The organism is Candidatus Bathyarchaeota archaeon A05DMB-5 (assembly GCA_019685655.1).
Classification (GTDB): domain Archaea; phylum Thermoproteota; class Bathyarchaeia; order Bathyarchaeales; family Bathycorpusculaceae; genus DSLH01.
Genome location: JABFQP010000006.1, coordinates 1 through 15,704 on the forward strand (window position 1 = coordinate 1; position 15,704 = coordinate 15,704).

The following is a 15,704-nucleotide window of genomic DNA, read 5'->3' on the forward strand; positions in this document are numbered from 1 at the left end:
TTTAATCATATAGAAGTTTGTTCTAGAGAATATTTCGATTCTCGGAATAGTTAGACCCACGAAACACCGCTTAAAACGCTCCACGACACTTTTTCATATAGAAAACTGTTCTGAAAGAGGAATATAGAAAATGAATCCATGGGGCTCAAATCCCTCCTCTAAACGAAGAGATAAGTTATACATAATTGCAGAAATTTTAGAAATTGCAAAAGACGGTACTTTGAAAACTCAAATCATGTACAGAGCGAACCTAAGCTTCACACAACTTAACGATTATCTCAGGTTCATGCTAAAAATTAACCTACTAGAAAAAATATTGGAGAATGACAAAGACGTGTATAAGGCAACCGAAAAAGGTTTAGATTTCCTTCAACGTTACCGCGAAATAACGGAACTAATTAAGGCAGAAGGCGAAAACTACAATAAAAACGGCGTTAAGATACCGCCACCACACCTACTCAAGAGAAACTAAAAACTCCACATAAAAGCAGAATTCTTCAAAAATTTCTCTCCATGAACTATCTTTTGGGTTTTTGCTCCTTCAAATAAACCTTAACTTTCTCTTTTAACTGTGGAAACTCGTCTAACATGGCTTTTATAACTTGCCAGCGGATTTCTTCGTTTTTTGAACTAGAACCCATAGTTTTCAATCAACCTCAAATAGTGTGTAGCAATACACAATATAAACTTTTATTTCCCAGAAGAAATATGTCCATAGAAACAAAAAAAGAAAAAAGGGTTTTAGTGGACGTTTACTATGTTAACTGGCTTCTTTCGCAATTTCATAGCTGCAACGGCAACTGCTATGATTATTGTAGCTCCAATTAGAATCATCAGCAGATTGGTTGGCATCCACGGAACAACATTTTCAACACCAATCGAAGGGTCATGCTCTAAAATATTGCTGCCAAAGTACGGATAACCAATAAATACTCGCATGTGGTGCCCGGCAGGAATGTAGGTTGCTGTGACGTTTACAGGCGTAGTTTCTTGGGTTGTTGAGTTAATTATAACTGCTTGATCTACAAAGTCAAAGAATCCTGCTAGGGTTTGGCTTCCTTTAGCAAAGCGCAGTCTGTAACGTTCGCGTATTCGGTCTCTAATAGTCATGGGCGTCTCATCGGTACCTTGAGCTGTTAGATTTTCACGCACTTGAACTCGTTGACCTCCCACAATCATGTCGGAAGCTCTAGAGTTGGGTTCTATTGCATCGTACGTTGAGCTTGCATCTTGATCGGCTATGGGCATGTCCACGATTTCTATTGATGCCAGGTCAACCCATAAGGCTAGACCAGCACGCACTTGTGGAACCGTTATGCCATATTCATCATGTAGAATATTGAAAAGTCCGTTTATCTTGTCAATGTTCCACTTCCAGTTTTTGATGATTAAGTCCATTTTGAGCTCTCCTGCATTTACTGTGTAATTGTATAAGCCGTAAACGTTCTCCGTAGCATCTGTCGTATAGAATCTGCATCTGATGATTACATTGTCTTTGGCAAATTCAAATTTTGGCGGCGGAGTGCTTAGAGTAAAGTTAAAAGTGATGTATGAGGTGCCATCTTCTCTGGTTACGTTAGATGGTTCTGTGAGGTTCCACTGGCATGCGCTGAATGGCAAATAGGCAGGATGTAAATCTAGAAGCCAATTTAAGTATCCGTAAATTCTGTTCCTTATTTGATTTTGATGCGGTCCTGCTAAGGCATATTTTGCTTCTAGTCTTTCGCGTATTGTTAAGCCATCTGCTTGATATCTGCGCAAGTAATATGGGTAATCAATGGTTAAGTATTCGATTAAGCCTTTGAATTTGACAACATAAATATTATTTGTGTCGTTTGAATACCACCAGAGGAACATCGGCTTTTTGCCTCCAGCAGGAAACAGTATTGTTATCAAGTCAGTTTCGATTCTCCTCCATTTATTGTTTCTATAAAGTCCATAGCTAACATTCAAGGGTTCGCCGTCGCTAACAGCATTGGCTTCATTCAAGAACATTGGAGAAGCGGCAGAAATCATAAGAAAAGCCAGAAACACTGTTATTATTGATTTTTTCTTGTTTTTCACGGTTTTTCACTGAAAATAACTACATAAAACGGTTTATTAAGAAAATCGTTTCGAAAAAGCCCGAATATCACATGTTTAAAGTTCTAGAAATCTCGAACTTTATGAGAAACGTCCCAAAATGAATAGTACTGCTATGTTTAGGTACATGGCTGTTAGGCTTACGACTATGGCTCTATCTAGTCTTATGCCTTTTCCGAAGCAGAAAGCTGCTGAAAGAAGTAGCAAACTCCAAATCTGCATTATGAACAGAATGTATTGCGCCACAATTTCGGATGTGAAAAGGTAGATGTATGGAAAAATTGCAAGGGGAAATGCTGCTAAACCTATGCACGTGAAGAGCTGTAAATCATTTCCTAACCGCTTGTAAAGAACATAGATTAAGAATTCCGCAAAGAGGAATAAACCTATCCAGTTGAAAAAGAATGACGCCATTATTCTAGCAGAACTGTAGATGGAATAGGGAAAATAAAAGAAAAGCGCAGAGTCAAGGTTTGCATTAGATGTGCCAAACGCACCCAAGAGCAATATAGCTATTGAAACAGGCAAAAGCTTCAAAGGTTTGGCTGTTTGGGCGAAAACAGGTGAGAGGAAAAGCCATTTTCCTAAGCGGTGGCTGAAGGCTTCGCCTATTTCAAGAGTTGCTGGAACGTTTCCTTCCTTCAAAATTCTATACAATGTTTGTCCACGGTCATTAAGTCTATACTTGCGTTGCTTGTCTTGTGTTATAAAGTTTGAAAGCATGTCTAAGTGGTAGTAGACTGTTCCTACGCCTAAGCCTAAGGCTTCTTTTAATTCTTTGAATCCAATTTTCTCTTGGGTACCTAAAATTTCAATTATTTTTCGACGCGCTGGGTCTCTAAGTAAAGTGTAATATCGCGATAGGTCTTCCATTATATACGTCCTCACAATTCTTGAAACCTTGTTTTAGACTTGATATTTATACATTTTTTATGATTGATAAGCATTAGGCACCTTCTTTAGAAGATGCTCTTCTGTAAGAATATTACTTCATTGGGAATACATGCTTTATTTTCAGAAACGGTTGTTGAATTGTGAGAGAGGAGAAGCTCTAGAGCTCGGTTATAGGGGATAGGCTTGTCCATAAAGCTGGATAGATTAAAAAATTCTAAAGCTGTTTACTTACTGTTTTGTATACCACTCGTTCTAGCTTATGTTTCTTGGCAGTTTTTCCCTGCGTTCGCTAATTTGCTTATAACTCAAATTTTTAGATATGGTATACCAACGCAACCGGCAAATTGGCTTTGGTACACAGTTGTTCGCTTTTTCTATAGTTGGTATACTTTTTTAGCTGTTGGCATTGCTGGATTTTGGGCTGTTGCTGCAACGCTTGCCAAGATTCAACATGATAAAACTAAGCAAATGCACTATCCTATGGTTTCTCTAGTTGTTCCAGCCTATAACGAAGAGAAGAATATTTCCCGTTGCATACAGAGTCTTTTCAAATGTACAGAGAAATACAATGGGTTGTGCGAGATTATTGTTGTTGATGACGGAAGCAACGATTACACTTACGAAGTTGCGTGGGCAACCATAGAACTTAACCGTAGAAGGTATCCGCATGTACGTGGGAAGGTTGTTAGGCACTCTGCGAATTTAGGCAAGGTTGAAGCAATTAGGACAGGTGTGAATAAAGCTTTAGGTAGTATTATAGCGATTATTGATGCAGATTCTTGGTGGATGCCCGAAACTCTTGTGCGGCTTGTTAATCATATGCTCTTGAATGGAAAAAAGGCTGTAACTGGTTATGTGCATCCATCAGACGGAGACGCTGAGGTGAATCCATACGTAGTTTTGCAGCAGCTTGAGTATAGTCAAGGCTTAGGTGTAGCTCGATGTGCCCAGTCTTTAGGTAATAATGTTTTGGTTGTTTCTGGAACCATCGGCTTGTACGATGCTGACATTTTGCGAGGAATTTTAGACTCAAAGAATGTTCGTTCTGTTACTGAGGATTTGGAGATTACTTTAGAGATGCATAAGAGAGGTGCAAAAGTTGGTTATGTCGATGTTGCCACAAGCTTAACCATCGCTCCTACCTCTTTCAATATGTTGTGGAATCAACGCCTGAGGTGGTTTACTGGCTGGCTGCATAACACTTTAAGCATCCATAAAGACTTACTTTTCAAGAAGGCTTGGTTAACTTTGCTTCTATGGTATTGTTATATTTTCGAATATGCGGGAGCCTTTATTGATTTGGCTGCGCTATTTGCATTTCCATTTCTCTTTTGGTTTGCACCTGACCAGATATTTTTTGTACTTAACTTGCTTGTTTTTGCATCATATGGCCTATTAATAGGTGTCATAAACCAAGCCATCGCTTTGAAATATGCTTATGATAGGCATAATTATAGGGCATTACTTTTCTATACTCCGTTTTATTCGATTTTAAGATTAATAAACATAATCGCCCGCTTGACTAGTGGTGTTAAGTATTTTCTAGGTGACCATGGGAATTGGCATCGTATCAAAATATGATTCTATTTTGCTTCTTCTGCATATTTTAGATATCTCCAAACTATGAACCCAAAGAAGGATAGAGCGAAGCTAATCATAACGAAAGTGTCTAAAGTAAGCCACGGAAGGTTTCTGTCCACAGGCCAATCTCCTGACCATGTTTGAGTTATGTGAATGACAATTATACCGTACACAAAAATCATGAGACCGTAAATGGTCAATGCCTCTGCAATGGATAAGAGCAGTTTATGAATGTTCACTTTTGCGTCATCCTCCACCCTTGTATGCTAATATTAAGGTTTATGTAAATTTTAATTGTTTGTTGCGAAAACCGTTTTATGCTTGCCTTGGATTATGGGTTCAAGGTGTGCGGATGCAAGTTGAGGCTGTCCTTTTTGATTTGTTTGATACTCTAATTCTAATTGGGGAATACGAGATTTATTATCCGCACTGTTTGAGGAGACTTCATGAATCTCTAGTCGAGAACGGAGTTACTGTTCCTTTTGAGGATTTTAGCCGGGTATATTTTGAAGTCAGGGACAAGTTTTATTCTGAGTCGCGTAAAAGTCTAGAGGAACCTCATTTTAATGTTCGCGTTGCGCAGACGTTGCAGAGGCTCGGCTACAAACTCGATGATTCTGACCCAGTTGTAATGTCAGCCACTCTGGCTTTTGCTGAAGAGTTTATGCGTTATGTGCGATTGGACTCTGAAGCCCATGAAGTGCTGCAACAACTTAGCGAAAAATACAAGCTCGGGTTGGTTTCGAACTTTGCTATTCCAGAGTGTGGTCGGATGCTCTTAGAAAAATTTGGCTTGAGAAAAATTTTCAATGCCGTCGTCATTAGTGGTGAGATTAACCGACGGAAGCCTAGCCCCGAGATTTTCAAAAGAGCACTTGAAGCTTTGAATGTTGAAGCGTCGAAAACGGTTTTTGTTGGTGATACGTTGGATTTGGATGTTATGGGTCCTCAAAGTGTCGGAATGAGAACCGTTTTCATCAAAAGAAGGTCTATGGAAGAAAGCACGGATATCAAACCAGACAGGGTTATTACTCGTTTAGGCGAGTTGCCACATGTCCTAGAAGATTGTTAACAACAAGATAATAATGTATATTAGGGTGTAAAGAAACATTTATATTGGCTGAGACGCCTTCAAATTCATTTTGGCGAATGATAGCTAGCCCCGCAATTACACGGCGGCGGCTCAACCCCAACTACAAAGGCGTTTAAACGCCCTATAGGATGAGGATGGTTGGCCTCCAGTTGCGGGGACAAACATGTGGACCTGACACGCTTACATTTGTTAGGTCTGAATTGGGCTTTGGCGTTTAGTGGTTATTTCCCTCCAAATCCAGTCGGCTTTGCCGGCTGTACCACAATTAGCGTCTGGCTTGTGGTCAGCATGGAGCGTAACTCCGGTTGATCCTGCCGGACCCCACTGCTATGGGGATGGGATTAAGACATGCTAGTCGTGCGTCTCCAAACCACGGTGGAGGCGCGGCACACAGCTCAGTAACACGTGGCTAACCTGCCCTTGGGACGGGGACACCCCCGGGAAACTGGGGCTAATTTCCGATAGGTGAAGAATCCTGGAATGGATCTTCGCTCAAAAGACGCTTAGATCATGCTTCTAGGCGTTGCCCAAGGATGGGGCCGCGGCCGATCAGGTTGTTGGTGAGGTAACGGCTCACCAAGCCTTTAACCGGTTCGGGCCGTGGGAGCGGTAGCCCGGAGATGGGTACTGAGACAAGAACCCAGGCCCTACGGGGCGCAGCAGTTACGAAAATTTCGCAATACGCGAAAGCGTGACGGAGCTATCCCGAGTGCCGTCCGCTGAGGATGGCTTTTCCCTAGTGTAGATAGCTGGGGGAATAAGGAGAGGGCAAGTCTGGTGTCAGCCGCCGCGGTAATACCAGCTCTCCGAGTGGTGGGGACGTTTATTGGGCCTGAAGCATCCGTAGCTGGCTGAGCAAGTTTTCCGTTAAATCCAGCGATTTAATCGTTGATCTGCGGGGGATACTGTTCGGCTAGGGGGCGGGAGAGGCTGACGGTATTCTCGGGGTAGGGGTGAAATCCTATAATCCCGGGAAGACCACCAGTGGCGAAGGCTGTCGGCTAGAACGCGCCCGACGGTGAGGGATGAAAGCTGGGGGAGCGAACCGGATTAGATACCCGGGTAGTCCCAGCTGTAAACGATGCAGGCTAGGTGTTAGGGCGGCCACGTGCCGCTCTAGTGCCGCAGGGAAGCTGTTAAGCCTGCCGCCTGGGGAGTACGGCCGCAAGGCTGAAACTTAAAGGAATTGGCGGGGGAGCACCACAAGGGGTGAAGCTTGCGGTTTAATTGGAGTCAACGCCGGAAATCTCACCGGGAGCGACAGCAGGGTGAAGGCCAGATTAAAGGTCTTGCCAGACAAGCTGAGAGGAGGTGCATGGCCGTCGCCAGTTCGTGCCGTGAGGTGTCCTGTTAAGTCAGGCAACGATCGAGACCCGCATCTCCTGTTGCAACCAGCCTTGAGCTGGGCACACTGGGGAGACTGCCGCCGATAAGGCGGAGGAAGGAGCGGGCCACGGCAGGTCAGTATGCCCCGAATCCCCCGGGCCACACGCGAGCTGCAATGGCAGGTACAATGGGTTCCAACCCCGAAAGGGGGAGGCAATCCTTAAAGCCTGCCGTAGTTGGGATCGAGGGCTGTAACCCGCCCTCGTGAACATGGAATCCCTAGTAATCGCGTGTCACTATCGCGCGGTGAATACGTCCCTGCTCCTTGCACACACCGCCCGTCGTTCCACCCGAGCGACTCTTGGGTGAGGCGTGGTCCTTCGTGGCTGCGTCGAATCCAAGTTTCGTGAGGGGGGAAAAGTCGTAACAAGGTGGCCGTAGGGGAACCTGCGGCCGGATCACCTCCTATGTAAGTGTTTGCCTTTGCAAGGCTGGCTGGAGGAGAAAGGTGAGGAGTGCCATGGTGGGGGCGTCAAAGCCCATTTGTTAGTTAGTGTGTTTGTGTGCGCGGAAAGTTATAGCCCCCCTTATATATAGGTTGAAACGGTGGTTAGAACTTGCTTTGGGAGAGTTTTTGGACGAATTGTTTGTTTTTTGGGCTCTTAATCCTCATTACGAAAAAATGTTCCTTCATAAATGGTGTTGTTAAATTGGATAATCCTCCAAAGATTTTACTTGTTCCTTCCTCTCTAAATTTTCACATTTCAGAGAGTACTGAAGGAAATAATCCCTTCGATTAAGGTTTTTAGTTAACTGATATCATTAAAACCGATAAATTATGTTAGCTTTTCGTTAATCAAGGTCGTGTGTTGTGGATATTTTTCTTTTAAGAATGATTTAAGGCGATTTTTATCTTGAATTAGTTGTCTAAACTGTTCTGTGGTGATATGGAGTTGTCTCGTGCATTTGTCTCTTACCGTTGATTCATGGACGCTATGCTGTTTGGCTATGTCTTTGAAAGCTTTGTTGAGTTGTTCTCCTTTAAAGACTAAATCAGCGACTTCAAGAACCTGTAGTAGCTTTTGTGGGACTTCCTTAGATGATATTATTTCCTGAATTTTTGGTCTTATCTCGATTCTTTCTTCAAAAAGCGGTTGGAACTCATGTATGTGAACTTCGATGCTTATGTTTTCTCTAGTGTATGTTTTGAATTCTATTATTGTGGTTGGAAAGGGTAGCTTTTTACAGATGTAGTCGAGTTCTGGGGTTTTCTGGTCGATTATTATTACTATGGTTGGCTGAATGTCTATTAATTCGGTTAACGTTTTGTGTAGGTCCTCGATGTTTTGCTGTTTCATTATGGCTGTTTTAAAAAGGTCTTCTCGAATCGCATTATACAAAGTGTTTACGATTTTCCTTCGAGTTCCTGTCTCTTCATAGGCTATGCTGAATTTTGTTATCTGGGGGATTATGTGTTCAGGAAGGGGATGTTTAGCTAATTCGACTTCAAGGATGAACCATCTGTTTTTGTCTATGGTTAAAATTATACCGTCGGTCCTTGCTTCTATTCCAATTTGTGTTTTCATGGTTTGAGGGTCAAAATATAGAGCATTCGTGCCAAAAATTTCTTTTATATGTTCGATTATCATTTGCGTAAGTTCTTCTTCTGATAAGTATTCGTAGGGTAGGTATTTGACGCCGTCCTTCAAGAGCAACATTTGTTTTTCACATTCTCCTTTTTATTCTTCCATTAGGGTTTTAAATTATTCGATTTCTTTAGCTATGGCAGAGTGAAGATAGTTCCAATAATTGATTGGTTTGTTCGGTTTTTTATGAGCCTTCAAACCATTTAGTTATGGTAGCGGTTTTTTCGAGTTTTTCTTCTTTTTCTGTTGCATTTTTTGTCTTTTTGGATGGTTTTCGTGAGGTTTCTAGGATTTTGTGCATGGTTTCGAGTTCTTTTGCTACTGCGTCGTAGATTTCGTCTAGACGTGGTTTCCAGTTTTCGATTCCAAGCATTTCGAGAGCTAACTCGTCTATTTCTCTTTGAATAGGGTCATGCTCCTTAATACGCACAAAAAGAGACTTAACATCAACTTTACTAACATTTTTAAAGACTTTTTGTGCTTTGTTTGCGATTTTATTCAATCTTTCAGATGTTGGGGTATGAATATGATTCCATACTTGTCTCCCATGAAATGTAACCCATGCGCCTTCTGTTTCCGCCATAAGAGAAATGAGCTGCAAAAAAGTAATTGTGCTATTAAGATAAAGAATTAACGGAACAGTCATTTTATGGTCGGCTATGTTCATGTTAAGTAATGCCGACGTAGTTCCCAACATTCTTTTGTTCGAGAAAAAGGCGGTCCAAAAGAAATCTGGCGATGTTAACCTAACTTTTCTAACAAGCAGAATGTTACCAGAAAGGTGGTCATATGCAGATGATATGTCCTTTGTTGCTTTAATCGCATCATTCAATGGAAGAAGACTAGCCATTTTCAGAGTTTCGTGAGGAATTAATTCTGCATCAATTATTGCAATTTCTTCTTCATCTGTTATGTCCAGATGTCGGACTTTACTGTATGTTCTCAATGAAGACACTGTAGAAGACATTGGAATTTTGAACGACGCTTTCGTCCTTCTAACTCTTATAGAAGCCTTTTTGTTGTCCATGCTTTCGATAAAGAAGATAGTGTTTGGACTTCTTGCGCCATATCTGCTTACAAAAAGTTTACGGGCAAATGGTTCAATCCCTTTTGTGGTGAATTGCCCCGGATTGTAGACCTTTACCTCAATTTTCTTTTCGTTTATTAAATCTCCTATTGTCGGATTATCTTTCAATTCATCAAGTAATTCTATGACGAGAGTGTATGCTTTTGGCGTATTAAATCCTACAAGTGGTTTCAAATTGCCGATATGCCGATTAACAAAGTCTTTTACATTAGCTATTTTGAGTAAGCTTATTTCTTCTGAATTTAATTTTTTATCTGAAGAAGTCTTAAATTCCATTACTCTGAGGGCTATTTTATCGATTTTTCCTCGCAAGTCATCCAATTTTTTCTTTACGACTAATAAAATGAGGTTTTCATTCCTTGCGCTTTTTTGCAGCACAATCAAGTAATCACGGTAATGCGCTGATTCGCTAAAAGCGACTTCTACTGCACTTCTTGCGATGTATTTAATAGCATATCCATTCTCAAAAAGGTACTTTCTGACACTCTTAGCCGATTTACCAACGAAGAATTCCTCAGGTATAACCACTGCTAATATTCCGTTTTCAGCAAGAAGTTTTTCCGATGTAGGTAAAAAGTATGCCCAGTATCCTGTTTTTCCTTTAACTTCTGGTACAAGCCTTTCCAAATCTTCCTTTTTGGCTGGTATCCGCTCTCTCCTTGTAAACGGCGGATTCATTATTACTACATCAAAATCTTTCGGTATCCGCTCCTCCCTCATAATCTTTAACCATTTTGTAATTGACTGCTCGGCAATCTTTGGTGGGTCATTATCACCTTCATTTTCTCGCGCTGACTCAACCATAGTTTTTATTCCGTCTTGACTTACAACATGAGGCTTTAAAGGCACTTCAATATTCTGTGCTGTAAGATTCATCGAAGTCATGTGCGAAGCAAAATGCATAACATCAATACCATAAATATCCCCAATAAACTTCTCATGCAACTTTTCTCGACTCATCGGCGGAGCCAACTGTGCTTTCCGCTGGTAAGCCTCAACCAAAAGCGTCCCAGAACCACAAGCAGGGTCCAACACCTTCGCATCCCACTTATCAATCGCAAGAGCCGCCAACAACCTCGCAGCTTCTGGCTTCGTATAAAAAGCGCCCAGATTCTTTCTTGTCTCAGGCGGAATAGTTTCATGATAAAGCCTTCCAAAAAGGTCTTCCTTAATGTGTTGCGGTCGCAACGCCTTCAGCGTGGAAACAACCCTCGCTATAGACCAAACAATTCTCAAATCACCACGCAAAACAGGAAACAAATCAAAACCCAAAATATGCGGATAGACCTCTCGTCCTTTCTTAAGAGTATGTTCGAGAACATCCAGAAAATCCTTCGGCGGATTCATCGGGTCTACATCAGGCAATCTATTATATCCAAGCCTTTCAGATATTATGTGATAAAACAGAAGCTGATTCACCAAAATGTAAGATGTTATATCCGCAATGTATAACCGCGCCTCATTCTCTTTCACGCCAGAAAAGTCCTCTAGCAAACTTTTGTAAATGTCAAACCGTCCAACAACAGCCATCGCACTATCAAGAACGGGTTTCTGTGAAAGACTCTGGCGCAGATACCCTGCAATCTCCCGAATCGAGTCTCTAGCAACATCAACTACCAAATCATAGCTAACCCTAGTCTTCTTAGTTTCCACCCAATCCCTAAAAGAAGTCGTAAAAGCTTCAGCCAAACTCTCTAATGTTAAGTCCTTCCTCTCTGCAAGCCAATCCGTCAAAACTAAAGCACACACAGGTAAACGCGCATAGTTTCTTTCTAACTCACTCGGCAATATTTCACGAATATAACTTGGGAAAAGCAAAGCAACAGCATTCCGCGTTCCTAACTTTCGAGCCTTCTGGTCAGCATCAATAATAGCTTTAGTTAGCTGAATCTCAGAATCAATCTTCACTTCAGAAATAACCCTAGTACCATCTCCTTCAATAATCAAATCAGGAAACTGCTCACCAACACTCGTTTCAGAAAAACAACGCCAACCGTACTTATCAAAGACTTTCTCAATATACTCGTAAAGTGTGCGTTCTGTAATCCTAGCAGACAATATACATCACGTAATAGATTAGAAATCTGAAAAGATAAAAATATTCATTGCGTTCATCAATCAGCAAGTCCCGCAGTGTCATTTCTGTAGGTTTACCCAAACTCATCCAGCATCAACCATGCCCTACCGTTATATCATAAATTAAACATATATTAGAATTTACTCAAACACCAACCCTAACACAAAACCAAAAGCTCCAACGGCTTCAATTCTCCAGTCACTGTGTCCACTTGCAAACCAAGCTCCTCAAGCGTCGTAACCCCCAACACTTCAGCATCAGAACCCTCACCAAAAACCACAACCGAATAAGTCGTATGACCGTTAATCTCCACTTCCACCGCGCCAACATCACGCTCAATAACCAGCCCATCAGCAGTCTTAAACCGCCTCTTATCCCCAGCCTCAACACCAAGCCTCTCCAACCGCTCCCGCCTCAAAATAGTATAAATGGCACCAGCATCCACCAACAAATCCGCCTCAGCTTCAAGCTCAGGCTTATGAACATTACGAACTTTAACCTTCACTTCCACGTAACCCACGATTCCTCACACTACTATAATAAATACACATCACCGTCAAAAATCATTCCACCAAAATTCTACCCTTACCATAAGGAATAAACTCTCTAATCGCTTCAACAGACGCTTCTGCAACCATTTCCCGATACTCCTTCGACAACTTCAAAGCCAAACTCCTCAAAACCCGCCTAAACAACTCTTTACCCGCCATGTCGCCGGGCACAACAACAACATAAACATCACTCTTCGCTTTAACAGCGTCAACTGGACCACCACCAACGCGAACCAACCCTTCATCCTCATTCACAGCAACACCAATGCCAACCCTAAGCGGAACATTACGCATCCAATTTCTCTCACCATGAACAGCAAAACCCCCACGAGGCACACTCTCACCCGAAGACCCACCCTTACTCAACTGCGAAGGCTTAATCCAATAAACATCAACTGTGCCGAAGCCTTCACGCCAACCACGCGAGAAAGCAGCAGCAAACTCTCCAGCCTCCCGCAAAGTCTGCCCACTCGGCTCCTTTCCTTCAGTCTTAACAACAACAAACGGCGCACCAACAACATCCGCATGAAAAACCACATCATCCACACTCGTATACTTCTTAATCAAAACCTCATTACTCACCGCATCTTTACCCGCAACAACCAAAAAACCATCAGAAGAAACAAACCACCTAAACTTCTCAAACCACTCCCTATGCTTAACCCTACGCTTAGCCATACCCTCCAAAACCTCAGCCGGCTTCACACTTTCCAACATTTCAGCCTCCCTAATTTTAGCCTCAGCCTCCACCAGCTTCTTGCGTGTCTCCTCCAAAGCCGCTTTGGCTCCTTCCAACTTCTGCCTAGCACGCTTACTCCTCTCAAAAAACCTCGCAGCATTCCCAAACACGCTACTCCGCAAATCCAAATCAAACCGTAAACCATCCACACAAACCCACAACACCATATTCTTAGCGTCAAAAGACTCAAAAAACAACCAAGGACTAACCCCCGAACGCTTCTCAGCCAAAGCCTGCGCAACAACCTCATCCCACTCTTTTCCACCCTTTTTTGCAGCCAAAAACCAATCCATTAAACCCTGAAGCTCACCACTATGCGCATAGATTAAATCACCAACACGCCTATCCCTCTCAGCCTTACCCTCACCCTCAACAATCATCTCCTCCTGACCAACAATAATCCGCTTAAGCCTCTCAGCCTCACGACGCAAAACATCCACATCAACACCAGCCACAGCCTTCTCCACCGCCGCAACTCTAACATAAAACTCATCCAAAGCCTCATTAAAACTCCCATAAGACTCAAACCTAAAACCTTCATAACGCCTAAGCTTAACAGGCACAACATCCACCAACCCGCCATCCTCATCCAAAACAACAGAAGGCTCAAGTTTACCATCCAAAACCTGAGAAAGCATTCCCCGCAACACATCAAAAATCAAACCAGCTTCAAAGTCACCGAGAACATTACACGGCTTAGTCTTGTCCACTCCCGCTCTAAGCAAAACTTCTTCCGCATAAAGCCCACCAATACCTAAAAGACGAGTGATTGCCCTAACAACCTCAACATCACCAAACTTCCCAAGCGCATCTTTAAATTCGGCTTTACCCACTCCTAACGGGTTTTTTCCACCAGAAGGCGCAAAACGAAAAACCCCACCCCGAACAACATCACGGTCTCGCATACGCTTATAACTCAAAGCATGCAAAATCACGCCGTTCTCATCCACCAAAACAACGTTACCCTCACCAAAAACCTCCAAAACAAGCCGCAACCCACCAGCCTTAGCTTTAAACGAAAAAACCACAACCCTCTCAAACTCATGCTGCTCAACACTTACAAGCCAACTGTTCCGCAAATACTTCCTCAAAGCCATACAAAACGCAGGCGGCATCACAGGCTTCTCCAAAACATAAGAAGTCAAATGCAAACGTTTACCGGCCTCCAAAACCAGCCGAAACGCAGGCTTATCAGGCTTATGCAATTTAAGAAGCAAAGTTTTCTCGTCCAACTGGTAAACATTGTTAACACGAGAATCCAAAATAGCCTCTCTTAACTCGCGAACCACCGCTGCCACATCAAAACTTGTAAACTCCCGCTTCACCAACAACACGGCACCACTCCAGAAATCTAACACCACTAAACTATAAATAGGCAACTTTAAATCATAATCCAAAATATAAAATGCAAAGACGCTGAGAAACAATGAAACCCCTAACAAAAATTTACTGGTCAAGATTCACACTTGGCATCATAGCCGCTTTGATCTGCATAGGCTACGGCTTCGCCACAGGATTCATTTACACAAACCTCGTCCTCAACCACTCCGTGGAAGACGGAGACACAACGCCACAATACTGGTCTTCCTCAAACCAAACACTCACAGAATGGAGCACAAACTACCCACGAACAGGAACAAAGAGTTTAAGAATAAACGTTGCCAACTCAAGCGCCGAATGGATTGGCACAGTCAAAGAAGTCCAAGAAAAATACACGTACCATTTATTGGGGTTCTTCAAAGGAGAAGTTGTTTCAGACGAATTTTTCTTGGCAATCAGATGGTTCTCTGACATGGAAGGACACAACTTACTAGCGCAAGACAAAATTCCAATACCAGTCGGCAATCAGTCACGTTGGACACTAATTGAAAAAGAGTTTCCCGCACCGCAGGGAACAAAAAGCTGCACAATAGTATTCGGCGCAACAAACGCCACCGGAGACCTGTACGGAGACGATTTCGAAATCAAACAGCCAGAAACATTACCACAAAGCCTCGGAATATCTTCAAAACTCTTGACAGGCATAGCCTTGGCAATAGTCGTTTACATATTGTCCTATTACGTTATAAAAATGAAGTTCATGCATGTGGTTGAGAAACCGCGAAAACTTTTCATGACAGGAATAGGAATATACTTTCTAACATGGCTGGTTTCTTGGATTCTATTCTACACGTTAATAAGCACTTTACTTTAGTCTAAGCTTTTCCACCGAGAAACTTCTCCATAGTTACTTGACTCTTTTCAACGCTTAAGGCTTCAGACTTCGCTTTTGGATTGTTTGCAATGTCAATTCTGCTGAGCACGCGCATGCAGTCAGCCCAAGCGGAGAAGAAGCCCCTGTCAAAATCTCCGTGAAGCCCACTTTTCACGTGACCTAGAAACTCTCGCCGATAACTTTGCAGCGCTTGCACGTCGTTGAGGTCTAATTTTGAAAAGAAAGCGTACGAGTCATTGTTGTTTGCTCGTCTTGCAAGCAGCATTCCATACAAGGCTCTGAAGTAGCCGCGGTTCCATTCTGTTTTGTGTATTTTATGTTTGAGCCTTTCCAATTCGCGTTCTGCTTCTGAAAATTGTCTATTAACTAAGAGTTGGAAGTAACGTGTGACTAAGGCTGAGGGAATAGGCATT

12 protein-coding genes and 1 rRNA gene are annotated in these 15,704 nt (G+C 42.5%); 5 read left to right on the forward strand and 8 right to left on the reverse strand.

Annotated elements, in window-relative coordinates:
* Positions 1-130 precede the first annotated feature (130 nt).
* Entirely contained in the window at positions 131-472 is a 342-nt protein-coding gene (locus HM003_07640; GenBank protein MBX5329204.1) for a hypothetical protein, read from the forward strand.
* A gap of 269 nt (positions 473-741) precedes the next feature.
* Here the strand turns inward: HM003_07640 and HM003_07645 are convergent, their stop codons facing one another.
* Together HM003_07645 and HM003_07650 are read right to left on the reverse strand one after the other, a co-directional pair.
* A complete protein-coding gene (locus tag HM003_07645; GenBank protein MBX5329205.1) occupies positions 742-2,064 on the reverse strand; it encodes a hypothetical protein in 1,323 nt (440 codons plus the stop codon).
* Positions 2,065-2,163: 99 nt separating this feature from the next.
* Positions 2,164-2,955, reverse strand: a complete 792-nt coding sequence (locus HM003_07650; GenBank protein ID MBX5329206.1) for a winged helix-turn-helix transcriptional regulator — start codon at positions 2,953-2,955, stop codon at positions 2,164-2,166.
* 315 nt (positions 2,956-3,270) lie between these two features.
* Between HM003_07650 and HM003_07655 the strand changes: the two genes are divergently transcribed.
* Positions 3,271-4,557 (forward strand): glycosyltransferase family 2 protein, encoded by a 1,287-nt coding sequence (locus HM003_07655; GenBank protein ID MBX5329207.1) that lies wholly within the window; start codon positions 3,271-3,273, stop codon positions 4,555-4,557.
* Between the two features lie 2 nt (positions 4,558-4,559).
* Here HM003_07655 and HM003_07660 read toward each other — a convergent pair whose 3' ends face one another.
* Positions 4,560-4,796, reverse strand: coding sequence for a hypothetical protein (locus tag HM003_07660; GenBank protein MBX5329208.1), 237 nt, complete (start codon positions 4,794-4,796; stop codon positions 4,560-4,562).
* A 113-nt stretch (positions 4,797-4,909) separates the two neighbouring features.
* Between HM003_07660 and HM003_07665 the strand changes: the two genes are divergently transcribed.
* Together HM003_07665 and HM003_07670 are read left to right on the forward strand one after the other, a co-directional pair.
* Positions 4,910-5,629 (forward strand): HAD family hydrolase, encoded by a 720-nt coding sequence (locus HM003_07665; protein ID MBX5329209.1) that lies wholly within the window; start codon positions 4,910-4,912, stop codon positions 5,627-5,629.
* Positions 5,630-5,946: 317 nt separating this feature from the next.
* Positions 5,947-7,445, forward strand: a 16S ribosomal RNA gene (locus HM003_07670).
* Between the two features lie 367 nt (positions 7,446-7,812).
* Here the strand turns inward: HM003_07670 and HM003_07675 are convergent.
* The 4 genes from HM003_07675 to HM003_07690 all read right to left on the reverse strand — a co-directional run bounded on the left by HM003_07675 (position 7,813) and on the right by HM003_07690 (position 14,404).
* Positions 7,813-8,694 (reverse strand): hypothetical protein, encoded by an 882-nt coding sequence (locus HM003_07675; protein MBX5329210.1) that lies wholly within the window; start codon positions 8,692-8,694, stop codon positions 7,813-7,815.
* A 112-nt stretch (positions 8,695-8,806) separates the two neighbouring features.
* A complete protein-coding gene (locus tag HM003_07680) occupies positions 8,807-11,767 on the reverse strand; it encodes an N-6 DNA methylase (GenBank protein ID MBX5329211.1) in 2,961 nt (986 codons plus the stop codon).
* A gap of 176 nt (positions 11,768-11,943) precedes the next feature.
* Positions 11,944-12,291 carry a Retroviral aspartyl protease gene (locus HM003_07685; protein ID MBX5329212.1) on the reverse strand — a complete coding sequence of 116 codons (348 nt, stop codon included), beginning with the start codon at positions 12,289-12,291 and terminating at the stop codon, positions 11,944-11,946.
* A gap of 58 nt (positions 12,292-12,349) precedes the next feature.
* The gene (locus HM003_07690) at positions 12,350-14,404 is read right to left on the reverse strand and encodes a fibronectin-binding domain-containing protein (protein ID MBX5329213.1); all 2,055 of its coding nucleotides are present in this window, start codon (positions 14,402-14,404) and stop codon (positions 12,350-12,352) included.
* 98 nt (positions 14,405-14,502) lie between these two features.
* On the opposite strand from HM003_07690, the gene HM003_07695 reads away from it, so the two are divergent.
* Entirely contained in the window at positions 14,503-15,270 is a 768-nt protein-coding gene (locus tag HM003_07695; GenBank protein MBX5329214.1) for a hypothetical protein, read from the forward strand.
* A gap of 1 nt (position 15,271) precedes the next feature.
* On the opposite strand, the gene HM003_07700 is transcribed toward HM003_07695, so the two are convergent.
* Positions 15,272-15,703 carry a hypothetical protein gene (locus HM003_07700; GenBank protein ID MBX5329215.1) on the reverse strand — a complete coding sequence of 144 codons (432 nt, stop codon included), beginning with the start codon at positions 15,701-15,703 and terminating at the stop codon, positions 15,272-15,274.
* Position 15,704: the final 1 nt, after the last annotated feature.

Excerpts from the sequence above, each read along its gene's own strand:
- HM003_07640 (MBX5329204.1), top strand. The coding sequence starts at position 131 with ATGAATCCATGGGGCTCAAATCCCTCCTCTAAACGAAGAGATAAGTTA.
- HM003_07650 (MBX5329206.1), bottom strand. The coding sequence starts at position 2,955 with ATGGAAGACCTATCGCGATATTACACTTTACTTAGAGACCCAGCGCGT.
- HM003_07665 (MBX5329209.1), top strand. The coding sequence starts at position 4,910 with ATGCAAGTTGAGGCTGTCCTTTTTGATTTGTTTGATACTCTAATTCTA.
- HM003_07675 (MBX5329210.1), bottom strand. The coding sequence starts at position 8,694 with ATGTTGCTCTTGAAGGACGGCGTCAAATACCTACCCTACGAATACTTA.
- HM003_07695 (MBX5329214.1), top strand. The coding sequence starts at position 14,503 with ATGAAACCCCTAACAAAAATTTACTGGTCAAGATTCACACTTGGCATC.
- HM003_07700 (MBX5329215.1), bottom strand. The coding sequence starts at position 15,703 with ATGCCTATTCCCTCAGCCTTAGTCACACGTTACTTCCAACTCTTAGTT.